Here is a 22,964-nt window from a genome sequence, read left to right on the forward strand (position 1 = left end):
TTAATTTTTTCGAAAATTAAATTTAAAAAAACACACCTTATATTAACGACTTATCAAATAATAGTTTTTTTTATTAAATTGGATTGATTATTTATGGATTATTTATGAGTTTTCAAATAAAACCATAAAATACACTTTTTTTCTTTTAAAATTTATTACTTATTGCGTAAATTTGGAGGTGGCTTTGTCTGCTTTCAGTATTTGGATATAATCAGCAAACTATTCAATCATTAAAACACCAACACAATATGTCAGCGAGCATTTCTTCAAAAACATTTGACTTTCTAAAAAAGTTGAATAAAAATAATAACCGCGAATGGTTCAATGAAAACAAGCACCTATACACAGAAGCGCAGGGAAATATTATTCAGTTTTTAGATGATCTTATTAAAGAAATGTCTGATTTTGATGAAGAACTTGCTAAAATCGACAGCAAAAAATCATTATTCAGAATCTATCGCGACACCCGTTTCTCAAAGGACAAATCTCCATACAAAACCAACTTCGGAGCTTCTCTGGGAATGGGAAAAGGAAATCAGAAAGGAGGCTACTATCTTCATTTGGAACCAGGAAAATCATTTCTGGCTGGGGGAATTTACATGCCTGAATCTTCGGTATTGAAACAAGTACGAAAAGAAATATCCTTGTATGGCGATAATTTTCTCACAATTTTAAATAATAAAGATTTCAAAAAACATTTTCCAGAACTTGATCAGGATGACAAACTTAAAAAAATCCCTCAAGGCTTTGAAAAGGAAGATCCAATGGCAGAATATCTGAAACTTAAAAACTTTATTGTTGTCTATCAACTGAAAGATGAAGAAGTTTTGGATAAGAATGCAGCAAAAAACATGAATAAGATCTTTAAGCTCATGAAACCTTTCAATGATTTCCTGAATACCCCTTTCCTCGATTAAACATTACTGGATTTTCATTTTCAATCACAAATACTGCAGCTACTCACAGATGATCCGGGTTATCATCTTTACGTAAAATATTCGTAAAAAAAGCTCTGTAAATCTATGTCTGACTTTTCTAATATTTTATCCATTTAAAAATGACATACCTATAAGCGTTTCTGTGACAAACTGAAAATATATTAAAATTCAGATTCTTATAAAACAGACTACAAAGCATATCTACTGAAAATCAATATATTATATTTAACATTTTTTAAGATAAGTTTTACATTTTTGCTTATCTTTGCTGTTCGTCAAAAAGTCAAGGATGTCTTTATACCAAAAAATTGCAGAAAAGCTACAATATATAAGTCCGAATTTTTATAAAAAAAGATATTTTAAGAGCTTAAACAATCTTAATAAAAATAATTTTTCGGAACGCAATGTAGAACCGGAACTGGTATGGATCAAAGAATACCTTCCTAAAAATGCTGTAATTCTGGATATTGGCGCCAATGTAGGTACATTTTTATATCAGCTGGAAAACAAGCTGAATCATGAGCATATTTATGCTTTTGAACCTAATAAGAAGCTTTATCGAAGATTAAAAAGACTCTTTCCTACCATGAGAGTACTTCCTTTGGCTCTTTCTGACGAGAATACGATAGCGGAGTTTAAAGTTCCGATTATCAATGGAAAAACGATAGCCTCCAGGGGAACCTTAAATACTTCTTATAAAGAAAAAGGGGAAGAAAAAAGCTACACTGAAAGAGTAAAAGTTATCAAACTAGACGAGTGGGCTGCTTTAGAACATTTCAACAGGCTGGATTTCATCAAGATTGATGTGGAAGGCAATGAAATAAAAACTCTTTTAGGAGCTAAGGAAACCATCAAACAATTCCTTCCAACTTTAATGGTTGAGATGGAACAAAGACACCACCAAACACCAATATGGAATGAAATCTCTGAAGTGGAAAGCTGGGGATATAAAGTAATGTATCTAAATAGAAACAGCTTTACCCTGGAGATTCTTACAGAAGATATTTTATTACAAAATATAAGCGACGAAAAAAATAAAACTCAGTACATCAACAATATTATTTTTATACCTAAAAACCCTTAAAACAACTTTATGAGCGTAGTAGCGAGACAAGGCTTCAAATATTCCATTATTGGTTATATTGGTTTTTTGCTGGGCACAGTTTCTGCAATATTCATCTTTCCAAATGATTTTGAATTTTACGGAAAACTCCGCTATATCCTTCCTACTGCTGAAATGTTGGTCCCTTTTGTGGTATTGGGAATTTCTTATGCCAATGTAAAGTTTTTTCATACGGTAGAAAAAGATGGTAAAAAACAGAATATGCTCTCTTTGTCTTTGTTGGCTGTTTTTATCAACTTTCTTATTTTCTCTGTCGTATTTTTCATACTGCCTTACTTTTATCCTAAATTCAGTCATCTGGAAGCATGGAAAAGCAAGGAAATGATCCTTCCTTTGATATTACTTCTCTCGTTTTGTGCGATTTTCAATAAATATACGTCCAATTACAAAAGGATTGTTGTCTCCAATATTTTTGACAATCTACTTCCTAAGATTGCAAACCTTGGAGCTTTTTGTCTGTTTTATTATTTTGCGTTATCTCAGAATATTGCCTTTGCTTTCTTTTTTGGGATTTTTGCATTAATGCTTTTCGGATATATTTATTACACCAATAAGCTTGAAAAAATCCAACTTGATTTTAATACGGATTATTTTAAAAAGGATAATTTCTGGAAAGAGTTTTTCAATTACAGCTTCTTTGGATTTTTAGGAACTTTCGGGAATTATCTGGCGATCAATAATTTTATGATCGGGGAATTCATGGGAATGGAAGAAGTTGGAATCTATTCCGTTCTTTATGCTTTGATTTCTTTGATTTCAATTCCTCAGCTGGGACTATTTAATATCTCCGCTCCTATCATTAACAAGACTCTGGCTGACGGAGATATGGTGGAGCTTGACAGGTTTCATAAGAAAACATCTCTATCTCTTTATTTTCTTGGAGCTGTGTTGTTCTCATGTATTATGGTTGGTTTTCCTTACCTGACGAAGCTTATGCCCAACAATGGAACAATGCTGAGAGAATACGAACCTGTAGTCTGGATCTGGGGATCTGCTGTTTTAATTGATCTTGCAACTGGATTTAACGGAAATATTATTTCTCTTTCGAAGTATTACAGATTCAATATTATCGTTATGCTTCTATTGGCAGGATTAACGATTGGGCTGAATTATTATTTTATCAAAAATACTGATCTGAAACTTATCGGAATTGCGTTATCTACAGCTATTTCTCTTACGATTTATAATATTATCAAGATTGCCTTTAATTATATCGTTTTCAAAGTTTCACCTTTGACTATTGAAATGATCTTTGTTTCAATCATTTGTACATTGGCAATTACCGTAGCAATTGTTCTGCCTAATTTTGACAGCAGCTTCTTAAACCTGATGTATAAACCGGCTGTAGTTTTAGTATTAATTTACATTGGAAATTATTTCACGAAAATATTCCCACTAGAGGATTATCTGAATGTGAAATTTATCAAGAGTATTTTTAAGTTTAAATAAGCTTATATAAAAGTTCTTCTAGCCTCTTCTGAACTTCTTTTTTACTGTAACTTGTCTGGAAATCAAAATGAATGTTTTGAAGCTCATCCAACTGTTCAAAGATGTTTTGTTTTTCAGGTAAAATAAAACTCAGTTTTGACGGGTAATTGGCAGGGAAAACAGCTAATTTTCCATAGGCAATGGAGTCACCAAGATTTCCTGTCATTTTCGTTTTTCCGTAGATTTCCTTAATGCTGAAAAATTCTGTTTCCTGCTGAATTGGACACCAAATAACATCAGATGTTTGCATCCAATCCTCAAAATCTGTAGCAGAAACTCTTTTGGAAAAATAAGTAATGGTGATATTTGACTGTAAGTTTGAAGATAAGTTTTCAAGCTGTTTCAATTCATGACCGGTTGCCTTCCCGAGAAATACAAATTCGTATTTTTTATCTGTTTTTAAATTCTGAATAGTTTTAAAAATATGATTATAATCCCTTCTTTTCTGAGAAACACCTCCCGGAATTACAATAACCGGATTTTCACTTTGAGATTTCTCAAAACTTCTTGTATAAAACAGGGGCAAGAACTGATGCCTTTCGGAAATCAATGCTTCATCCAGCACCACTAAAGACTTAGAATTCTGATACACTTTAGTCGCATAAAGTAATCCTTCTTTCCACCACAGTTTCATTCTGTAGATGATATCGCCTTTAAATACATTTTTTATTAATTCAAACCTTGAAGCTTTGGTAAAATTGAGATTGTGCGCAATAACTGTTGTGTTGTATTTCTTTGTTATTGCCAAAAACGTATTGAAAAAACGATGAACTGTCCCAATAATCACCAGATCATATTTTCTGTTTTTTAATTGATCTAAAATCATAGAACTGTCCGACAGAAATACGTCTGCATCGGCTTCATTGATCTGATCTTTGATCTTTTTTGAAAAATAATAATCTACTTTAAAATCTTCTGCTCCCTTCATGACATCTATGAAGGCTTGTGCTATTTCTGCATGAGTATCTATTTCAATGTAAGCTATTTTTTTCACTGATGAATTGGAATTATTTTCTAGGTTTTGGCTAAAGCCAATTGTTTTATTTTTTATTAAACGGACTAAAATATGTTTCTATTGAATGTGATGATAAACGTCTCAAAATAATTACCATTTTCAACTTTATCATTTATTCTTTATTTACATTTTCAGCCATTTCTTTTTCAGCATTCTCCAACGCTGATCATTGACTGCTTTTTGTTCTTCTTTTGTTATTTTTAATTCCAGTTTTTTTGACTTGCAGCCTTCATAGGATTTAATAATATCAAAGAAGAATGCCGGAGATTTACTTTTCATTGCTTCTTTTGAGGAGGCAATATAAGCAAGCAATCTATTTAATCCCAGGAAATAAAAATAACGTCCGTAATAGTCTGCGGGTCTTATGGTATAATCGGCTCCTTTTACTTTGATCAACTTCACATGAAGCTCTGGTAAAACGACTTCTTTCCAGCCTAAATGCTCAAGCAGTATGGAATCTATATTATCCCAACCTAAAGTTTCTCGTAGACCACCCATCTGAACAAAGCATTCTTTCCGATATGCTTTCATAGGACCTCGTACATGATGTTTATTGGAATTCCCTTCATATACCCAGCTTCCGTCTTTTTCTACATATAATAACCCTCCTACCAATCCATATTCTGGATTATTGATAAAAGCATTTTCTACGGTTTCAAGATAATTTCCGGGAAGAATAATATCTGCATCAAATTTACAGATAATATCAAATTCGTCTAAAGATTGTGTCTGCAAGCCTTTTTTAAAGGCATGAACAACTTTGGAACCGGGTTGATGTTCTGATTTTTGAAGATTAACGGTTTCAAAACGGGAATCATTCTCTGTATATTTCCTGATAATTTCAGGCGTCCTGTCTGTGGAACCGTCGTTGACAACTACCACTTTAAAATCCTTACTATTTTGCTGCTGCAGGGAATCCAGAGTGAATGAGAGGTTCTGCTCTTCGTTGTGGGCAGGAATAATGATTAAAAACCTCACGGAATATTTTATAAGTAATGAGTGATAAATGATAAGTGACGAAAACACCACTTATCATTTATTGTTTTATTTTATTTGTTGTGTGGCTTCAACATGTTTTTCGGATCAAGGATCTCATCCAGTTTTTCCTGGGAAAGAATTCCTTTTTCCAATACAAGATTGTAAACACTCTTTCCTGTCTCCAAGGCTTCTTTTGCAATCTCTGTAGATTGTTTGTAACCGATATAAGGATTAAGTGCCGTTACAATACCAATGCTGTGTTTTACCATATTCAGACATACTTCTTTGTTGGCAGTAATTCCTACTACACATTTATCATGAAGGGTATCCAATGCATTGCAAAGGAAGTTGATATTTTCCATGATGGCATGAGAAAGTACCGGTTCCATTACGTTAAGCTGTAATTGACCTGCTTCTGCGGCAAAGGTTACTGTAAGATCATTTCCGATTACTTTATAGCAAACCTGGTTTACCACTTCAGGAATAACAGGGTTTACTTTACCTGGCATAATAGATGATCCCGGCTGCATCGGAGGAAGGTTGATTTCGAAAAGTCCTGCTCTTGGTCCTGATGAAAGTAATCTTAAATCGTTACAGATTTTTGATAATTTTACGGCAAGACGCTTCATTGCCGATGAATAGATTACATACGAACCTGTATCAGGTGTAGCTTCTACTAAATCTGGTGCTGAAATAATTGGGAAACCTGTGATCTGAGCCAGGTTTTTCGCACAAAGTGTTGCGTATCCTACCGGAGCATTCAATCCTGTCCCGATAGCTGTAGCTCCCATATTTACTTCTACGAAAAGACTTGCGTTGTTATTAAGCTTTGAGATATCCTCTTCCAATGTTGCTGCAAATGCTTCAAATTCCTGACCTAATGTCATCGGAACAGCATCCTGAAGTTGCGTACGTCCCATTTTGATCACATCATGGAATTCTTGTCCTTTTGCACGGAAAGCAGCAATGATTCTCTCAAGTTTTTCTACCAACCCGATATTCATGTGTAGCAACCCCATTTTAATCCCTGTAGGATATGCATCGTTGGTTGACTGAGACAGGTTAATATGGTCATTAGGTGAACAAAATTCATATTCTCCTTTGCTTTTACCTAATTTTTCCAATACAACGTTAGCAATTACTTCATTCGCGTTCATATTGATTGAAGTTCCTGCTCCGCCCTGGATCATATCTACCGGAAACTGTTCGTGATATTTTCCTTCTGCAATCTCATCACAAGCTTCTGCTATTTTGAAATATAGGTTTTCATTAAGAAGACCTAATTCATAATTCGTTTTTGCTGCAGCTTTTTTCACAAAAGCCAATCCTTTGATAAAATCCGGATATGAAGACAAAAGTTGTCCTGAAATCTTGAAATTGTTGATGGCTCTTTGTGTCTGCACTCCATAATAAGCATCTAATGGCACGTTCAATTCGCCCAGTAGATCACTCTCTTTTCTGAAATTTTCCATTACAGATATTTTACTGTTTTTGATCGTTTAAAGATAGCAAAAACGCATCTAACAGATGCGCTTTAACTCAAATTTATTTTATTGAATATTTTACATTCAACGCTTGTAATATTGCAAAGGTTTCTGCATCCATAATTCCGTCAAAATTCTGTGGTCGGAAATGATACTGGAATGCTTCAATTGTTTTCTTAGTAGCATCATCCCACTTTCCACTAAGTTCAATACCATATCCGAATTTCTGTAAAGCGGTCTGAACAGAAAATATAAATGTAGAATCAATGTACTTGGTAGCAAAATCAGCTTGTGCAATTTCCTGGTAGTCTGATTTCAATCCTTCATCATACCACATTCCTATTTGATATTCATCATATAGCTTTTTCCATGGGAACATTGGTCCAGGATCTTGTTTTCTTGTTGGAGCAATATCTGCATGTCCCAAAACATTGGTTGCAGGAATCTGATATCTTGTCACAATATCTTTTGCCAATGCCGCCACTTTCCTGATCTGCGCATCACTGAAAGGAACGAAAACTCTTTTACCTGTAGCATCATTTGTAAAACCAGGATTTACAATTTCAATACCTATAGAAGTATCATTAATATTCTTATCTGCTCGCCACGCACTTACTCCCGCATGATATGCTCTCTTATTTTCATCTACCAGCTGATAGATTTCATTATCTCCGGTATTGTTTACCAAATAATGAGCACTTACTCCGGGCTGAGTAAGAACAGTAATAGACTTGTCATCCGGAAGCACTGTATAATGTAATATAAGATAACGCTGTCTGAAATTTTGTGCCATAGCAGGAAAATAAGTTTTCACAACTTTAAATCCGGCTGGTTTTGCAGATACAATAGAACCGTAACTTGCCGTATTGTCATTTTTTGCTGGGTCTGCTATATTAGTAGTAAAAAAGTCCACTCCATGATCACTCACAACTTTGGGTTTTTGAGCTTCCTGAGTTTGTGTCTTAACTACAGTTTTTGGCTGTACTACGGGTGTTTTCGGTTGGTAAGTATTTTTTTTAACATTTTTCTGAGAAGCACATGAAAAAACTAAAGTGCTTAATCCGATGATATATAATGTCTTACGCATCAGTTTGGTTTTTTATCAATTTATTACTTCAAAAATACACAAAAATTTCTTGAATTTTATTTGGTAAATAAAGAAATCTATTCTATATTTGCACTCGCAATAACGGAACAACGATCATTAAAAAATAAACAAAAAGGAGGGTTGCCGGAGTGGTTAACGGAGCAGTTTGCTAAACTGTCGACGCGAAAGTGTCGCAAGGGTTCGAATCCCTTACCCTCCGCTCTCTTATATATTCGGGGCGTAGCGTAGTCCGGTCATCGCGCCTGGTTTGGGACCAGGAGGTCGCAGGTTCGAATCCTGCCGCCCCGACTTTTTAATGCGCTTATTACTAAGCGAGAATCAACTTCTAAGGGTGCGTAGCTCAGCTGGATAGAGCATCTGCCTTCTAAGCAGACGGTCAAAGGTTCGAATCCTTTCGCGCTCACAAAAACCTCATCATTTTTATGATGAGGTTTTTTGTTTTATATTAGTTGCATGTGTTACTGTTATATACTTTATTCTGAGTCTTTAGACAAATACTATACCGGACATTCTTGTGAAGATTTACAAGAAAGACTTAGAAGACATCTTTCTAATCACAAAGGCTTCACTGCAAAAACGAAAGACTGGATCATTATTTACTATGAAACATTCGATTCAAAAAACAATGCATACAAAAGGGAAAGAGAAATAAAAGATTGGAAAAGTAAGCTTAAAATACAAAAACTTATCAATGATTCTAACCAGATAGAGCATCCCGATTTATAATCGGGACGGTCAAAGGTTCGAATCCTTTCGCGCTCACAAAAACCTCATCATTTTTATGATGAGGTTTTTTGTTTTATATTAGTTGTATGTGTTACTGTTATATACTTTATTCTAAGTCTTTAGACAAATACTATATTGGATATTCTTGTGAAGATTTACAAGAAAGACTTAGAAGACACCTTTCTAATCACAAAGGATTTACCGCAAAAACGAAAGACTGGATCATTATATATTTTTAAACATTCGATTCAAAAAACAATGCATACAAAAGGGAAAGAGAAATAATAGATTGGAAAAGTAAGCTTAAAATACAAAAGCTCATCAATAGCTCTAACCAGATAGAGCATCCCGATTTATAATCGGGACGGTCAAAGGTTCGAATCCTTTCGCGCTCACAAAAGCCTCATCATTTTTATGATGAGGCTTTTTGTTTTATATTAGTTGTATGTGCTGTTTCTTATTACCAACTAATTTACAGATAGAACACCTGCCTTCTAAGCAGATAATCAAATATTTTTATGATAAGTTTTTTATTTAAAATATTTCTTCTTTTAAACCTTAATTACAGAAGGATTTATATTTAAATAATCGAGCTGCATTTAGCTACAAATTGTTCAAACTTATGATTTGTATTCCGCATGACCGGTCCGTGACCAAAGCAGATCATTGCAGGGTTCAGTTTTGCTAACTTCTGGAGCGATTTGATATTGCGTTGCTGATCCGAGGTGAAAATATTTGGTGGAAGTCGCAAACCAGTTGCTGTTGTAAGCAGATTCATATTTGTTGCCACATCTCCGATTATCAATAAACCATCCCGCTCACGAAATAAAGAAATATGCCCCCTCGAATGCCCGGGTGTTTCTACTACCCGAAAATTTCCGATGCTGTCATTTTCAACGATTGTCCGCTCTACTTTATGTCCCTGACCAGCCCAATATTTTTGTTGAAGCTTTGCCACCCAATGCTTAGGAGTTGGATAGTCGTTGGTTACCAAACCTGTTTCAGTTCTAAAAACTTCATCAGGATGACAGAGCAAAGGTATCTTGAACTCCTCGCATATCTGATCACTACACCCCTGATGATCCGCATGCGCATGCGTCAGTACATGTTGATAAACAGGGAGCTTTTGTAGAGCTTTCTTTACAATGGAATATGAACTCCTGATCCCTGAATCTACCAACACACCTTCAATAATATAGCAATTGATGCTGTTTCGTGGCATAAGAGAAATCTGAAACACTTCGGGAGCAATTTGACGTAGCATAGTTTTTTGTGCAAATCTATAGTACTGATCAGTGTTTCGTAAGGACATTTGTCCTATAATACATTAGGCTTATGTATTTGTCCTTTCGCCCGGGTAAGTGATCGCTGCGTGATTCCTAGATAAGATGCCAGATCCTGTGTTGTTACACGCTGTACAAGCTTTTGTTCATTAGACAAAACATGAAGATATTTATCTACAGCTGATCTATTATTGTAATTCAGTAGATACAGTTCTTTTTGGCTATACTCTTGCTCCATCACCGATTTTATAACTCCATTTAAAGCGGCAACCTGACCAAGCAGCTGGAGATAATCCGAATAGCTTATTCTATAGATTATACAATCTTCTATAGCTCTTATACTTCTCTTGGATTTTTCCTGTGTCACAAACTCCAAAAATGAAGTAACAAATTCATTTTCAAACTTAAAACATGTTACATTTTCTCTCCCTTCTTTATCGAGAGCATATGCTTTCACAGCACCGCAAGTGATAAATCCGATATATTGACATGGCTCATTCTCATGAATAAAAAAATCACCTTTTTTTAAATGAATCGGTTCGAAAAATCGCACAGAAAAGTTGATTTCCTCAGCTGACAGTCTTCCTGTTAAGGAAAGGTAATTTTCAAATACGTCAGTCATTTCGCAATGTTTTCGTTCTCTTATTTCTGTTTAATTATCTATGAATCATACATCAGATCCATTATCCAAAGCTAGCAATTATTATAGATCCAAAAAAAGCTGCAGATACAAATTTTTCGTTTTCTTTATTTTTGATTATTCTCAAATATAAAATTTCCAATTGCTGATTGTTATTTCATTTCTTTTTCATCAGTACTTTTATGTATACTCATTATAGAAATTATTTTATTTTTCTCTGCCAACTCAACTATTAATCTTCAATTTCAGTCTTTGTTTAGAAATCTTTTCCCCCGACGTATGATATTTCTTATTAAATTTGATTTTCAAAAAAACTTATAACCCATCGACAACAGTGTAATTTTTAATGCATGAAAAAATTACTTTACATTTTTATTACTTTAGCAATCTCAGCTCTTCTACTGAATAGAATTATTTATAGAGAATTTCCTCAGAAAGACAGACAAAAACTCCTCTCAGAAACAAAACAATACATACAGCCCATCAAAAGTATTTCTATGAAATACAAAGGGAATAGCGACCTGAAAGTACTCGATTCTATTCTGAAAGATAACAGAATTTTAATGTTGGGGGAAAATACCCATTACGACGGCTCCACTCTTCAGGCGAAAGGAAGATTGATTCAATATCTTCATGAAAACTTAGGATACAATGTTGTTCTTTATGAAGCCGGGCAATACGACTGCTGGATCATGAATGAGGAAATGAAAAATCACTCATTAAAAACCTCAATAGATTCCATAGGCGGTTTGGGGCTTTTCAATTTCTGGTGGGACAACAAGGAAACACAGCCTTTGATCAAATATTATCAAAAAACCAAAGTATCTTCCTCACCTATTGAACTTGGCGGATTTGACATTCAATTCTCAGGAGAAGTTTTAATAAAAAAGCGAGGTAAATTATTGAAAACCTTTTTAAGTAAAAATAATATTAACATCAACAGCTTTCCTATCTTAAATAAGCATATAAATGAACTTCAAAACTTCGTCTACAAAGGTTATGTTGATAAACTCTTAAATGGAAAGCAGAAAAAAGATCTACTCAACGAAATCAATCAACTTGAAAGGATTGTTTTACGATTAAAAAAGACTCCTGAAAATGAAATATATTCAAAATATTTTAATGACATTGGTAATAATTTCAACAAAGCGTGGAAATATAACCCCGGATCTTTACCAAGCATGCATTTCAGAGATTCATTAATGGCAAAAAATCTTATTTGGCAAATTGATTCTCTATATCCTAAGAAAAAAGTCATCGTATGGTGTGCTAATATTCATACGTTTTCGGCTCCTTACAGTAAGAATTACCGTCCATTAGGCTCCTACATCAAAGACAGATATGGAAAAGCTTCCTATATGCTTGACTTTTCTTCCTACGCAAAATTAAACGAATCTAAAAACCTTACTGATCAACCGGGAAAACTGGCTGTAGAAAACATTTTTCATGAAACGAAAACACCTTACTTTATTCTTGACCTGAGAAGCGTTCAGGAAAACTCCTATCTCAAAAAAGAATTTGTTTCCACCATTAATCAGGGAACAGATCAGAAAAAAATATGGAGTCATTTTATTGATGGGATCTTTTATATAGACACCAATACTTTTTTAACCCCAACCAAAAAATAATGGATAGCATTACAACTAAAAATCTCAGCTATACAATAGGTTCAAAAGCTATTTTAAATAATATTAATCTTAATATTCCGGAAGGCAGTATTTATGGCTATCTTGGGAGAAACGGTGCTGGAAAATCCACCACAATCAAGCTTCTTTTAGGACTTTTAGAAACTGATGATGATAATATTTTCATTCAAAATAAAAGTTTAAAACACAACCGTACAGAAATACTTTCCCATACAGGAAATCTCATTGAATCTCCTTGTTTTTATACCAAACTCACGGTTTTTGAGAATCTAAAGTATCTTGATATTATTTACGGTAAGGGCAATGTAAGAATAGATGAAGTACTGGAACTTGTAGGACTGGAAAAGGAGAAGAAAAAGAAAGCTAATGCTTTATCAATGGGAATGAAGCAACGTCTCGGTATTGCCATGGCGATCTTTAATGATCCACAGTTACTGATCCTGGACGAACCACTTAACGGGCTTGATCCGCAAGGGATTTTTGAAATGAGAAAGCTTTTCCAGCATTTGAACAGTCAGGGAAAAACCATTTTTCTATCAAGCCATATCTTAAGTGAATTGGAAAAAATTGCTACACATATCGGAATCATTGAAGAAGGACAGATGATTTTTCAGGGAACTAAAAACGAACTTTTGAATCAGGTGGAGAAGGATGTTATTCTGAAGGTAAATCACGTGGAAAAAGCTATGATCACTTTACAGGACACTTTTACTACAACTTTACACAGTTCCAATAAAATTTCCGTCAATATCACTGATGATAAAGAATTTAATATACTGTTAAAAAAACTGATCAATAATGGAATTGAAATCTATGAAGTAGAATCCCAAAGCGCTAATCTTGAACAGATCTTTATTAATTTAATTTCTAAAAAAAATGTCTAATACCAATACTTTCTATAAAGCATTTTCTTCTGAACAATACAAACTCTCGAAAAACAGAGAAATTTTCGGGGTGCTTCTCATTCCAATAGTTATTATTCTTGCAGTTAATATCTATATAATTTACGATGTATTAAAGTCTGGTATTGATGTAGCAGAAGGGACATTAAATCCATGGAAAATGACATTGGGAAGAATTATATTCATGTTCTTTTATCTTTTATACCCTATTCTTGTATCTCTTTTTGTGCACGCCTGCTGTGATGTAGAATACAGGAATAACAATTACAAAATTCTTTTCACTATTCCGGTTTCAAAGACTAAAATATTCTTTTCAAAGACTGTATTTATACTCATTACAATTATTTTTTCCATACTCCTCTCTTATGTATTTTTTCTGTTAAGTGGCTATTTATTGAGTATTCTTTTCCCAGAACTTGGTTTTCAGAATTATGATTTCAGAGAGGTCATATTTTATACATTCCTGAAGTTTGCCATTACTCTTTCTGCCATTTCTATGGTACAACTTACCTTAAGCCTAATCTTTAAAAACTTCATTTATCCAATAGGAATTAGTATGTTTATGCTTATGTTTTCGCTTATTGTTTATCAGAAAGATTTCTCCGATTTTCTGATTTATACAGGCGGCTACAAGTCTTATATTAATATCATGAATGAAAATATTACTTTTGAAAGACTTGACTACTGTAATATTGCAGCGATTTTCATTTTTACAGCCATCAACTTCTTTCTGTTTACCAAAAAGAAAAGTATTTAAAGAGGAAAAATATCTTCCTTTAAAAACATCAACAATAAAAAACCCTGACAATTCACATTGCCAGGGTTTTGTTTTATACAGCTTTATTAGTTTTTGTTTGGGCTTTAGAAGCTTCTATTTTTTTATTTTTCGATTGTTCACGTTTCATTTTCCTATAATCCCATGGAGCCATAGCATGAACATCCTGCCAAAGACCAATTTTATTCTGTTGAGCCTTCTGCTGAAGTTTACCTAAAGAATTATCCTTTGAGTACGAAAAGTACCACCATCCCATTCCTGCCTTTATCAGCTCTTTAGATAGGTATTTGTCTTTATCATAATATACTTTGGCAATGGAACGCCCATATCGATCTGTACTGGTTTCAGTAAACTTAACTGTTTTTCCGAATACCTGCCCAGAGGTGAATTGTTTGGCATTTTTACCGAATGCCTGTCCATTTTCCGGACAATCCACGTCTGCCAATCTAAGTTTCTTTTGTTTATTACCTTTTAAAAGTATTGTAATTGTATCTCCATCTGATACTTTGATTACTTTTCCGCTTGTCTGGGAAAATAGAATTGCTGGGAAAAGCAAGCTCATCAACATTAATCGTTTCATTTGGCAAATATATGGATTGATCGAGAAGGAAAAATGAAGAATAATAAGAAAGATTGATTTTATTCAAATTTAGAATTAAAGACTGACAAATACTCTAATCGGTACTAATGATAGAAAAAAAATGATTTTTTTTCGAACAACCTAAATCCATGGTTATTAATCAAGTAAAGTTATCAAAAAAAAATCACAGAGATTTAATTAAAAATTATCTTAAAATTTATTTTTTTATTTAAAAAAGTATTGTACCTTTGCAACCGCAAAAACGAATAAAATTCGTTACTGATGACGATCAATCGGGGCGTAGCGTAGTCCGGTCATCGCGCCTGGTTTGGGACCAGGAGGTCGCAGGTTCGAATCCTGCCGCCCCGACAGTTTTTAATAGTTTTCTCAAAACTATTTAATGGGTGCGTAGCTCAGCTGGATAGAGCATCTGCCTTCTAAGCAGACGGTCAAAGGTTCGAATCCTTTCGCGCTCACAGAATGATTTACATTTTTTTGTAAATTTATTTAGATTTTTGAAAGCATTTTTTGCTTTGTAAAATTGACATAATGAAGTAAAACTCATTAAAGATGACCTCATCGGGGCGTAGCGTAGTCCGGTCATCGCGCCTGGTTTGGGACCAGGAGGTCGCAGGTTCGAATCCTGCCGCCCCGACAGTTTTTAATAGTTTTCTCAAAACTATTTAATGGGTGCGTAGCTCAGCTGGATAGAGCATCTGCCTTCTAAGCAGACGGTCAAAGGTTCGAATCCTTTCGCGCTCACTTTAGACTCACTGTTTTTGTGAGTCTTTTTTGTTTTTAATAATCATATAGAAAAATTTGCGAAGCTCAAACAATAGAGCATTCCGATTACAAATCGGAACGGTCAAAGGTTCGAATCCTTTCGCGCTCACTTTAGACTCACTGTTTTTGTGAGTCTTTTTTGTTTTTAATAATCATATAGAAAAATTTGCGAAGCTCAAACAATAGACCATTCCGAAAACCAGTATTAATTATTCAGACATTTTTACTGATTAAGTATGGAGTATAAACATAGAAAATTATTGTAATTTTGTCTCTCCTATTTTAAATTCAATGAAAAATTTCAAACTCATTATCGCAAGTGCTTTGTTCGCTTCGGTTATATCGTGTCAGACTGCAACTCAGGTTTCTAAAAATGCTACTCAAAATACTCCTTATGAAAATCTTGGGCGTGATGGGAAGTTATATGCTGCATTTTATCAGCAACGAGCTGCGGAATATGAAGCATTATGTCTACAGGCATATAATATTGGGAAACTTCGTTTGGATGAAGCTTTAGCACAGAAATCTGAAAAACCTTTGGCTATTGTATCCGATATTGATGAAACTTTTTTAGATAATTCCTATTATGCTGTTGAGCGTTCTAAAATGGGAAAGGATTATGATCAGAAAACATGGGAAGAATGGACTGCTAAAGGGATTGCAAAACCACTTACCGGCTCTCAGGAATTTTATCAATATGCAGCCAGTAAAGGAATACAGGTCTTTTATGTTACCAATCGTGTAGAGCAAGAGCGTGAAGGAACATTAAAAAATTTAAAAAAATATAATTTTCCGCTTCAAAGCGATTCTAATCTGATTCTTCGTTCAAAAGAAAGCAGTAAGGAAACAAGAAGAAAAGATATTGCAAAAAATTACAATATCGTTCTATTATTAGGAGATAACCTTGCGGACTTTTCATCTATATTTGATAAGAAATCTGAGGCTGAACGTTCAAATGCAGTGAAAAATTCAGCGGAAGATTTTGGTAAAAAATTCATTATTATTCCTAACGTGGGGTATGGAGACTGGGAAGCTTCATTCTACAATTATAAATACGATTATACTAAACAGCAGAAAGATTCAATGATGTATAATGCTGTTAAGGCTAATCCTTAATATAAAACATTAGTACAAGATGTCTGAACAGGTTATACAGCTGTTCAGACATTTTTATTTAAGCTTATTGATTTCTTAATCAAAACGGTTCCATTTCACGCTATCCTGCCAGTTAATAATATCAATAGAGTCATCTGTTTCCAGAAAGTGGTTTCCGTCTTCTAAAGCATCTTCATGGAGGTGATACAGCCCCTGTTCCAGGTCTTCGGTAAACTGGTAAACAAGATCACTAACGGAATTTGCTACTAATACTCCTACTTCATATTCATCGTCGATAAAAATAACCTGTCCATACGTTCCTTCATTATTTGGATCAAGATCGAGATATAAGCCAGTATGAGCTCCATCAAAAGCAAATCTTATCCAATAAGGGTTATTGATATTCTCTGGCTTAATTTCTTTATCCCATTTTTTTAAAGTTATTTTCTCCTCATTTCTTCCTTCGAGATTCTGTAGAAGCTCATCGATGGAATAAAAACTCATCCCATAGAACAGACTTCCTACATTTTCGTCGTCTTTCATCCCGTTATGCCATAGGTAAAGGGTCTTAAAATCATCAGGTAAATTCTTTTTAAGAAGGTTATGGAAGGTTTCCCATTGTCTCTCTGATATAGGAGCCTGCAAGGATTCCTTTACAATTTTAGGGGCATTTTCGTTAAGCCATTCCTCTATAGTTTTGAAGTTTTCTTTCATGATTGATATTTTAATTTCTAAAATAATCAATTGATTTTAAATAAAATTCATTAAAACTTTAATAACTATAAAAGGTATTTGCCTAACCTCAATCTTTATTCTACAAACGTTTCAATGTATAAAAATTCCGTTTCACAAGTCTATTTTGCGGGATCAGCTTAAGTTTTATCGAAGAGTATGGCTTTTCCCACTACATTTACAATGGTGAACCTTAACAGGAAGCCTGAAAAGTTAGTTTAATTTATGATTTTAAGGAAACATTGATTAAGGGTCAATAAAAATCTTTTTTGTGCAACTTTATATTCCTTGTAGCCATTTATGGCTAACACTATACACTTAATCATGTTTGGGTAGGATTGGTATTAACCAGTCCTATTTTTTATTTCTATTAAAAGACAAGCCCTTACATGGTGTAAAGGCTATTTATGATTAGAATTTAAATTCTTCTATCGTGGTATCATTCAACAGTATTTTCGTACAGGTTTCATGGTTTTTTCTCGCTCCCTGTACTCTCCAGATAATTGTATACTTTTCACCATTTCTAGCTTGTTTTCCCCTGATTGATTTTAAACCGTATTCTTTAAAAAGCGTTTCATATTTTTCCACTACTCCATCTTCATAAGGAAGAGTGATCTGATAGGTATAGCGTGTACTTATTCTGTCAATAATATCCTGAATATATTTGAACATAATAAGCAAAAGGAACACCACTAAGGAACCAATGGTAGCCTCCTGATAATATCCTGCTCCTATCGTCATTCCCAACGCAGCACATATCCAGATGGTAACGGCTGTTGTAAGCCCGGAAACCCTGTTGTCTTCTTTAAAAATCACTCCTGCTCCTACAAAGCCTATTCCTGTAATAATATTGGCAGCAATACGATCCGGACTTCCGGTTTCTCCCAAATTCATGGAAAGCATTGTAAAAATACAGGCTCCCAATGTCACCAATATCATGGTACGAAGCCCCGCAGACTTTAATTGATATTCTCTTTCAATTCCGATTATACCGCCTACAATTACTGAAAACATAATGGGAAGTAAATCATCCAATACATCCATTTGAACATTTTTTCTATTGATAAATGTATTTGATTTTTTTCAATTGGGAAAGTGCAGACTTTAAAAAACAAAAAACCGTTGTATGGTTACAACGGTTTAATATATTTACAGTAAATAGTCTTATTTTAATTTATAAGAACTTCCATTCCAAAGGTAGGTTTTGGAAGAATGCTTTTTCTTTTCTCTGTCTTTTTCATCTACTTCCATGTCTTCTACTTTAAGAATAAATGTATTGGAAATTCCTCCTTTATCATTGCGAAAAACATATTCTTCGCTATGGTAATAAGCTCCGGCATCTCCTACATTCATCAACTGAGGAAGGGCAATTAATTTTTTATCTCTAAAAAGAACATACTGATCATAAGTTGCAATTCCGCAAGCTTCACCGGACACCATTGCCTTTAATGTAAGTTCTACATTTTCTAATTTATGATTACTTTCAATATTAAATGATGCAAAACTCAACTCATCTCCTTTTCCTGTATCGAAATATACCTCATCAATCAATATACTTCCTTCCATAACTTTGATTCCGGCAATATTTTGTTTTTCAATTTCATTCAGTGGTTTGGTTTTCTTATCAATGGTTTTTGATAATCCAAAAAGGAAATCATAACCATTTTTATTTCGATAACCGACACACAGATTACCTCCCCAAATATAACCTTCAGACATTACATCTCCTTTCTGATAAGAAACTTTATACCAATTGGCTTTTCTTTCTCCCAGTTGCAATACCGGAACAGTTTCTTCTTTTTGAAGGATCATCACCTGCTGGTTAGACTGCAATGAGTCTATGATCTGAGCATTTACTCCCGGTTCTTTCCTTATCCTTGTCCAGTCTGTAAAGATCTTCTGGCTTTTATTTTCTGTGAAATTAAAAACTCCGTCTGCATATACTTCATTTTCCTGTGCTGTCAATAATTGCAGCGTCAGTAATAATAAAGCCGTCAATAAGGTTTTCATATTTGTATTTAGTTTTTTTATTTTTCAAGCAATAGACTTACCCATTCTTCTCTCTGCAATTGCTTTTTCAATGTAAGTTCGCTTTCTTTACATACTTCCAGAATATCATCTACATCAAAGAAACAAAGTCCTGAAAGCAATAGTTTTCCACCTTCATTTAATACTGAAACATAAGTCGGGATATCTGAGATCAGGATATTTCTGTTGATATTTGCTAAAATAATATCGTAGTTTTCATTTCCTAAGTTGTCTGCTGTTCCTTGTTCAATATCAAGTTCAACATTATTTCTTACTGCATTTTCTTTGGAGTTTTCTACAGACCATTCATCGATATCGATTGCTTTGGTATCTCCGGCACCTTGTTGTTTTGCATAGATTGCCAATACCGAAGTTCCGCATCCCATATCCAATACTTTCTTCCCGTTGAAATCAATATCCATCATCTGCTGGATCATCAGGTGGGTAGTCGGGTGATGTCCTGTTCCGAATGACATTTTAGGCTGAATAATAATTTCATGCATTCCAGGTACCGATTCGTGGAATTCTGCTCTGATCAATACTTTATCATCAATGTTAATAGGTGAAAAGTTCTTCTCCCACTCTTCATTCCAGTTGATGTTCGGCATTTCTTCAAAAGAATACTCGATTTTTACGTTTTCATTTTCAAAGATAGGAAGTGCCTTAAGCTGATCTTCATTAAATAAATCAGTCTGGATATATCCTAAAATTCCGTGAATTTCTTCTGTAAAACTGTCAAAACCTATCTCGATAAGTTCTGCCATTAATATCTCGTTCCAAGGTTGCAATGGAGTAATCTTGAAATTGAATTCTAAATAATTTTGCATGTGAATAATTTGTTGCAAAAATACTAATGTTATTATTGTTAAAAAAATGGATGGGGAAGTTTTGTGAATGTGTGAGGATTTTATTTTAATTCAAGAAGATGGATTTAGTTTTTTTATGGATTATTTTGCTTCAGATTTGTAGGTTTTGGCTAAAGCCGAATGATTTATGGAAAAAACAAAGCGGGCTAAAGCCCGCTTCTATTGAATTTCTTTACCTATAATTTAAAATTGAATAAGTTGTTATATGACAACTTTAAACCTTAAACGTTTTTATGGATTTGTAGAGAAAATAGAACCATTTGCAATTAATGCTCTTCTGTTCATTTTCAGGATATCTCTTACCCATTCTGCGAAATCTTCAGGTTGTAAAACTTTGTCTGGATTTCCATCTGTAAGTCCGCCCTGGATGCTCATATCTGAAGCAATTGTACTTGGCGTCAAGGTAATTACACGGATATTCTGTTTTCTCCATTCTGCCATCATAGATTGTGACAAAGAAACTACGGCAGCTTTTGAAGCAGCATAAGCAGACATATTTGGACCTCCTTTTAATCCTGCAGTAGAAGCTACATTTACGATATCTCCTTCACCTTTAGCTTTCATAAATGGATGAACTGCTTTTGCAGCATAATACACTCCGAATAGGTTGGTTTTAATCACCTGTTCCCACGTTTCAGAAGACATATCTTCAATACTTCCGAAGTCACCGATCCCTGCATTGTTCACAAGAATATCTACTCCGCCTAATTTTTCAGCTAAAGTTTCAATTCCCGCTTTTACAGCTGCTTCATCATCAATAGAGAATATTGCATAAGCAGAATTTACTCCTAATTTCTGGATTTCGTCAACTGTATTTTTAAGATTTTCTTCGTTTCTTCCAGTAATGGCAACGTTTACTCCTTCATTTGCCAAAGCTAAAGCTACGGCTTTACCTAATCCTCTTCCACCACCTGTTACAATGGCATTTTTTCCGTTTATATTCATAGTAGTAATACTTTTATGATACAAAGTTACGAAAGAACATTTTGATGATGTGGAAAGAATAAATATTTAATAGTTTTTTAATGGTTTTAGATCGTCACAAACACTTAAGTAAAATATAAGTCGAGATGTATACTTTTGAGAAGCACACTTAAGCTTATGAAAATTTAAAATTTTCGTCAAAAATACAAAACCGGCTCATTATGAACCGGCTTCAAAATCTAAAAAAAGTATAGTAAAAAAAATGAAAACTTAAGGAATCTGGATAGCATTCTGCGTTTCAAATTCTGCTGAAGCAGAGAACTGATTTCCATACATATCTGTAGCTCTGACCTCAACTTTATGTTTTCCCAGTGTTAATTTTTTAGGGAAATCTGCTTCCCAAATATGTTTTGACATTTCAGGATTGGAAGGTCTTCTTCCTTCAAGAATTTTTTCTGTTGTATCCCATTGGAAGACAGAAAGGGCAAAATTCGGATCTATGGTTTCGTCATATTCCATTTCCTCCCATTTTCCGTTGTCTATTCTGTATTCTACTTTGTCTTTTTTGCTTCCCATAAAGAAATTAGCCAAAATTTTTGCTGAGGTTTTTGAAGGGAACGGAATTACTTTCGGAACATATAATTTGATCTGATAATCGTCTGGTTTCCCGGCTGTTTTGTACTTTACTTTGTATTGATTATCATTAAAACTGATGAATGAATATCCTTTTGCTGTTCCGTCTCTCATCGTTGAGGTAGGTAGTCCTTCTTCGTTTGGAGTTCCTGAATACCAGTCTCCACAAGTAGTACCAACGTTGTATTCATGCAGTTCTTTTATACCGCTCCAACCTTCTTTTTTCCCATAGAAAATCTGCTGCTGAATGTGGGTATGTGCTGATAAAAGCAATACATTCTGGAAAGGGTTCAGGAAATCGAATAACTTCTGACGGTCTGCATTTCTGAAACTGTCTTCGCTTTGATGTTCCAGCGGAATATGGAAAGAGATGACGATCAGTTTATTTTTATCTACCAATTTAAGATCATTTTCTATAAACTGAAGCTGATCTTCACGGAAACCACCCCAGTACCCTTTTCCGTCTCTTGGATCGGGGTAAAGAATATCATCAAGGATAATGAAATGTACATTTCCATAATTGAAAGAGTAATTGGCGGGACCGAAATTAGATTCAAAGGTTTCATCTGAAAGTTGATCTTCTTTTGCATCATAATTCATGTCGTGGTTTCCCATCACATTATACCAAGGCAATCCTACTTCTTTCATTACGTCTGCGTAAGGTTTCTGTAGGCTTAAGTTGTCTCCAACAAGGTCACCTAAACTGATTCCCAGCACGGCATTTTTCTTAGTATTTTTAACTTCATTTACAATTCCTCTTCTGAAGTAATCCAATTCTTTTTCTGTGTAAGGCTGCGGATCTCCGAAGACCAGAATATCGAAGGTTTTATCTTCATTTTGTTTATATAATGGAAAATTCAATTCTTTGGGAAGATCTCCAGTTGGAGCTACTCCTTTGTATTTGAAATCTGCCGGAGAACCTTTTGGTTTATGATGGTAATAAAATTGAGGAAGATTATTACTATTCAAAGCGGTTTGATATCCTGACGGTTTGATAACAAAAATGGTCTGATCTTCCTGAACCGGTAAGCTGTAACGTCCGTTTTTATCGGTCAATACGACCTGAACACCATTGGAAACGGCAACTCCTTCTATTCCTTTTTCGCGGTTTTCTTTCTTGTGGTTTTTATTAGTGTCTTCGAATACATATCCTGAGACAGAAGATTGTGAGAATGCCATTGCGGAAACCAGCATACATGGCATTAAAAGTTTTATAT

22 protein-coding genes and 7 tRNA genes are annotated in these 22,964 nt (G+C 34.3%); 16 read left to right on the forward strand and 13 right to left on the reverse strand.

Going from position 1 to position 22,964, the window contains the following annotated elements; translation table 11 throughout:
- Positions 1-248 precede the first annotated feature (248 nt).
- The 3 genes from BW983_RS21820 (at position 249) to BW983_RS21830 (ending at position 3,510) form a co-directional block, all read left to right on the forward strand.
- Positions 249-917 (forward strand): DUF2461 domain-containing protein, encoded by a 669-nt coding sequence (locus BW983_RS21820; RefSeq protein ID WP_076553887.1) that lies wholly within the window; start codon positions 249-251, stop codon positions 915-917.
- A gap of 310 nt (positions 918-1,227) precedes the next feature.
- On the forward strand, positions 1,228-2,022 hold the full coding sequence (locus BW983_RS21825) for an FkbM family methyltransferase (protein WP_076553888.1): 795 nt from the start codon (positions 1,228-1,230) through the stop codon (positions 2,020-2,022).
- Positions 2,023-2,031: 9 nt separating this feature from the next.
- Entirely contained in the window at positions 2,032-3,510 is a 1,479-nt protein-coding gene (locus tag BW983_RS21830) for a lipopolysaccharide biosynthesis protein (protein WP_076553889.1), read from the forward strand.
- Here the strand turns inward: BW983_RS21830 and BW983_RS21835 are convergent.
- The 4 genes from BW983_RS21835 to BW983_RS21850 form a co-directional block, all read right to left on the reverse strand.
- On the reverse strand, positions 3,503-4,543 hold the full coding sequence (locus BW983_RS21835) for a hypothetical protein (protein WP_076553890.1): 1,041 nt from the start codon (positions 4,541-4,543) through the stop codon (positions 3,503-3,505). The two genes, BW983_RS21830 and BW983_RS21835, sit on opposite strands and share 8 nt — an antisense overlap.
- A 144-nt stretch (positions 4,544-4,687) precedes the next feature.
- Entirely contained in the window at positions 4,688-5,542 is an 855-nt protein-coding gene (locus BW983_RS21840; RefSeq protein ID WP_076553891.1) for a glycosyltransferase family 2 protein, read from the reverse strand.
- A gap of 71 nt (positions 5,543-5,613) precedes the next feature.
- Positions 5,614-7,014 (reverse strand): aspartate ammonia-lyase, encoded by a 1,401-nt coding sequence (gene aspA / locus BW983_RS21845; protein ID WP_076553892.1) that lies wholly within the window; start codon positions 7,012-7,014, stop codon positions 5,614-5,616.
- Between the two features lie 73 nt (positions 7,015-7,087).
- A complete protein-coding gene (locus BW983_RS21850) occupies positions 7,088-8,113 on the reverse strand; it encodes an N-acetylmuramoyl-L-alanine amidase (protein WP_076553893.1) in 1,026 nt (341 codons plus the stop codon).
- Positions 8,114-8,248: 135 nt separating this feature from the next.
- Here BW983_RS21850 and BW983_RS21855 point away from each other — a divergent pair.
- From BW983_RS21855 to BW983_RS24425, 5 genes are all read left to right on the forward strand, one after another.
- Positions 8,249-8,333, forward strand: a tRNA-Ser gene (locus BW983_RS21855).
- A 14-nt stretch (positions 8,334-8,347) separates the two neighbouring features.
- A tRNA-Pro gene (locus BW983_RS21860) sits at positions 8,348-8,422 on the forward strand.
- 41 nt (positions 8,423-8,463) lie between these two features.
- Positions 8,464-8,537: transfer RNA gene (locus BW983_RS21865), tRNA-Arg, on the forward strand.
- A 50-nt stretch (positions 8,538-8,587) separates the two neighbouring features.
- Entirely contained in the window at positions 8,588-8,860 is a 273-nt protein-coding gene (locus BW983_RS21870; protein WP_076553894.1) for a GIY-YIG nuclease family protein, read from the forward strand.
- A gap of 86 nt (positions 8,861-8,946) precedes the next feature.
- Positions 8,947-9,099 carry a GIY-YIG nuclease family protein gene (locus BW983_RS24425; protein WP_228409065.1) on the forward strand — a complete coding sequence of 51 codons (153 nt, stop codon included), beginning with the start codon at positions 8,947-8,949 and terminating at the stop codon, positions 9,097-9,099.
- Positions 9,100-9,440: 341 nt separating this feature from the next.
- Here BW983_RS24425 and BW983_RS21880 read toward each other — a convergent pair whose 3' ends face one another.
- Both BW983_RS21880 and BW983_RS21885 read right to left on the reverse strand, forming a co-directional pair.
- Positions 9,441-10,124: an MBL fold metallo-hydrolase gene (locus BW983_RS21880; protein WP_076553895.1), complete on the reverse strand. Its 684-nt coding sequence runs from the start codon at positions 10,122-10,124 to the stop codon at positions 9,441-9,443.
- Between the two features lie 53 nt (positions 10,125-10,177).
- The gene (locus tag BW983_RS21885) at positions 10,178-10,765 is read right to left on the reverse strand and encodes a Crp/Fnr family transcriptional regulator (protein WP_076553896.1); all 588 of its coding nucleotides are present in this window, start codon (positions 10,763-10,765) and stop codon (positions 10,178-10,180) included.
- A 368-nt stretch (positions 10,766-11,133) separates the two neighbouring features.
- Here BW983_RS21885 and BW983_RS21890 point away from each other — a divergent pair, with 368 nt between their 5' ends.
- Genes BW983_RS21890 through BW983_RS21900 form a run of 3 tightly spaced genes read left to right on the forward strand, consistent with a single transcriptional unit; the run spans position 11,134 to position 14,088 of the window.
- A complete protein-coding gene (locus tag BW983_RS21890) occupies positions 11,134-12,411 on the forward strand; it encodes an erythromycin esterase family protein (protein WP_076553897.1) in 1,278 nt (425 codons plus the stop codon).
- The gene (locus BW983_RS21895; RefSeq protein WP_076553898.1) at positions 12,411-13,313 is read left to right on the forward strand and encodes an ABC transporter ATP-binding protein; all 903 of its coding nucleotides are present in this window, start codon (positions 12,411-12,413) and stop codon (positions 13,311-13,313) included. The genes BW983_RS21890 and BW983_RS21895 overlap by 1 nt, the downstream gene beginning before the upstream one ends.
- Positions 13,306-14,088 (forward strand): ABC transporter permease, encoded by a 783-nt coding sequence (locus BW983_RS21900; RefSeq protein ID WP_076553899.1) that lies wholly within the window; start codon positions 13,306-13,308, stop codon positions 14,086-14,088. The genes BW983_RS21895 and BW983_RS21900 overlap by 8 nt, the downstream gene beginning before the upstream one ends.
- A 73-nt stretch (positions 14,089-14,161) precedes the next feature.
- On the opposite strand, the gene BW983_RS21905 is transcribed toward BW983_RS21900, so the two are convergent.
- Positions 14,162-14,686, reverse strand: coding sequence for a thermonuclease family protein (locus BW983_RS21905; protein WP_076553900.1), 525 nt, complete (start codon positions 14,684-14,686; stop codon positions 14,162-14,164).
- A gap of 294 nt (positions 14,687-14,980) precedes the next feature.
- On the opposite strand from BW983_RS21905, the gene BW983_RS21910 reads away from it, so the two are divergent.
- The 5 genes from BW983_RS21910 to BW983_RS21930 all read left to right on the forward strand — a co-directional run bounded on the left by BW983_RS21910 (position 14,981) and on the right by BW983_RS21930 (position 16,585).
- Positions 14,981-15,055 (forward strand) — tRNA-Pro (locus tag BW983_RS21910).
- Between the two features lie 33 nt (positions 15,056-15,088).
- Positions 15,089-15,162 (forward strand) — tRNA-Arg (locus BW983_RS21915).
- Positions 15,163-15,266: 104 nt separating this feature from the next.
- A tRNA-Pro gene (locus tag BW983_RS21920) sits at positions 15,267-15,341 on the forward strand.
- Between the two features lie 33 nt (positions 15,342-15,374).
- Positions 15,375-15,448 (forward strand) — tRNA-Arg (locus BW983_RS21925).
- Positions 15,449-15,760: 312 nt separating this feature from the next.
- On the forward strand, positions 15,761-16,585 hold the full coding sequence (locus tag BW983_RS21930) for a 5'-nucleotidase, lipoprotein e(P4) family (protein ID WP_076553901.1): 825 nt from the start codon (positions 15,761-15,763) through the stop codon (positions 16,583-16,585).
- Positions 16,586-16,660: 75 nt separating this feature from the next.
- Here BW983_RS21930 and BW983_RS21935 read toward each other — a convergent pair whose 3' ends face one another.
- From BW983_RS21935 to BW983_RS21960, 6 genes are all read right to left on the reverse strand, one after another.
- The gene (locus tag BW983_RS21935) at positions 16,661-17,278 is read right to left on the reverse strand and encodes an SMI1/KNR4 family protein (RefSeq protein WP_084184636.1); all 618 of its coding nucleotides are present in this window, start codon (positions 17,276-17,278) and stop codon (positions 16,661-16,663) included.
- A gap of 429 nt (positions 17,279-17,707) precedes the next feature.
- A complete protein-coding gene (locus BW983_RS21940) occupies positions 17,708-18,340 on the reverse strand; it encodes an MgtC/SapB family protein (protein ID WP_076553902.1) in 633 nt (210 codons plus the stop codon).
- 120 nt (positions 18,341-18,460) lie between these two features.
- A complete protein-coding gene (locus tag BW983_RS21945; protein ID WP_076553903.1) occupies positions 18,461-19,306 on the reverse strand; it encodes an SH3 domain-containing protein in 846 nt (281 codons plus the stop codon).
- 17 nt (positions 19,307-19,323) lie between these two features.
- The gene (prmA, locus tag BW983_RS21950) at positions 19,324-20,151 is read right to left on the reverse strand and encodes a 50S ribosomal protein L11 methyltransferase (protein ID WP_076553904.1); all 828 of its coding nucleotides are present in this window, start codon (positions 20,149-20,151) and stop codon (positions 19,324-19,326) included.
- 270 nt (positions 20,152-20,421) lie between these two features.
- Positions 20,422-21,135, reverse strand: coding sequence for a 3-ketoacyl-ACP reductase (locus BW983_RS21955; protein ID WP_076553905.1), 714 nt, complete (start codon positions 21,133-21,135; stop codon positions 20,422-20,424).
- Between the two features lie 249 nt (positions 21,136-21,384).
- Positions 21,385-22,950 carry a calcineurin-like phosphoesterase C-terminal domain-containing protein gene (locus tag BW983_RS21960; RefSeq protein WP_076553906.1) on the reverse strand — a complete coding sequence of 522 codons (1,566 nt, stop codon included), beginning with the start codon at positions 22,948-22,950 and terminating at the stop codon, positions 21,385-21,387.
- Positions 22,951-22,964: the final 14 nt, after the last annotated feature.

The sequence above is a fragment of the Chryseobacterium ureilyticum genome (assembly GCF_900156735.1).
In the GTDB taxonomy this organism is placed as follows: domain Bacteria; phylum Bacteroidota; class Bacteroidia; order Flavobacteriales; family Weeksellaceae; genus Chryseobacterium; species Chryseobacterium ureilyticum.

Bases quoted from the DNA above. Each gene is read 5' to 3' on its own strand.
- BW983_RS21820 (WP_076553887.1), top strand. From the start codon at position 249: ATGTCAGCGAGCATTTCTTCAAAAACATTTGACTTTCTAAAAAAGTTG.
- BW983_RS21955 (WP_076553905.1), bottom strand. From the start codon at position 21,135: ATGAATATAAACGGAAAAAATGCCATTGTAACAGGTGGTGGAAGAGGA.
- BW983_RS24425 (WP_228409065.1), top strand. From the start codon at position 8,947: ATGTGTTACTGTTATATACTTTATTCTAAGTCTTTAGACAAATACTAT.
- BW983_RS21830 (WP_076553889.1), top strand. From the start codon at position 2,032: ATGAGCGTAGTAGCGAGACAAGGCTTCAAATATTCCATTATTGGTTAT.
- BW983_RS21945 (WP_076553903.1), bottom strand. From the start codon at position 19,306: ATGAAAACCTTATTGACGGCTTTATTATTACTGACGCTGCAATTATTG.
- BW983_RS21885 (WP_076553896.1), bottom strand. From the start codon at position 10,765: ATGACTGACGTATTTGAAAATTACCTTTCCTTAACAGGAAGACTGTCA.
- BW983_RS21905 (WP_076553900.1), bottom strand. From the start codon at position 14,686: ATGAAACGATTAATGTTGATGAGCTTGCTTTTCCCAGCAATTCTATTT.
- BW983_RS21960 (WP_076553906.1), bottom strand. From the start codon at position 22,950: ATGCCATGTATGCTGGTTTCCGCAATGGCATTCTCACAATCTTCTGTC.
- BW983_RS21930 (WP_076553901.1), top strand. From the start codon at position 15,761: ATGAAAAATTTCAAACTCATTATCGCAAGTGCTTTGTTCGCTTCGGTT.
- BW983_RS21825 (WP_076553888.1), top strand. From the start codon at position 1,228: ATGTCTTTATACCAAAAAATTGCAGAAAAGCTACAATATATAAGTCCG.
- BW983_RS21940 (WP_076553902.1), bottom strand. From the start codon at position 18,340: ATGGATGTATTGGATGATTTACTTCCCATTATGTTTTCAGTAATTGTA.
- prmA (WP_076553904.1), bottom strand. From the start codon at position 20,151: ATGCAAAATTATTTAGAATTCAATTTCAAGATTACTCCATTGCAACCT.
- BW983_RS21870 (WP_076553894.1), top strand. From the start codon at position 8,588: ATGTGTTACTGTTATATACTTTATTCTGAGTCTTTAGACAAATACTAT.
- BW983_RS21935 (WP_084184636.1), bottom strand. From the start codon at position 17,278: ATGAAAGAAAACTTCAAAACTATAGAGGAATGGCTTAACGAAAATGCC.
- BW983_RS21895 (WP_076553898.1), top strand. From the start codon at position 12,411: ATGGATAGCATTACAACTAAAAATCTCAGCTATACAATAGGTTCAAAA.
- BW983_RS21880 (WP_076553895.1), bottom strand. From the start codon at position 10,124: ATGCTACGTCAAATTGCTCCCGAAGTGTTTCAGATTTCTCTTATGCCA.
- BW983_RS21850 (WP_076553893.1), bottom strand. From the start codon at position 8,113: ATGCGTAAGACATTATATATCATCGGATTAAGCACTTTAGTTTTTTCA.
- BW983_RS21890 (WP_076553897.1), top strand. From the start codon at position 11,134: ATGAAAAAATTACTTTACATTTTTATTACTTTAGCAATCTCAGCTCTT.
- BW983_RS21900 (WP_076553899.1), top strand. From the start codon at position 13,306: ATGTCTAATACCAATACTTTCTATAAAGCATTTTCTTCTGAACAATAC.
- aspA (WP_076553892.1), bottom strand. From the start codon at position 7,014: ATGGAAAATTTCAGAAAAGAGAGTGATCTACTGGGCGAATTGAACGTG.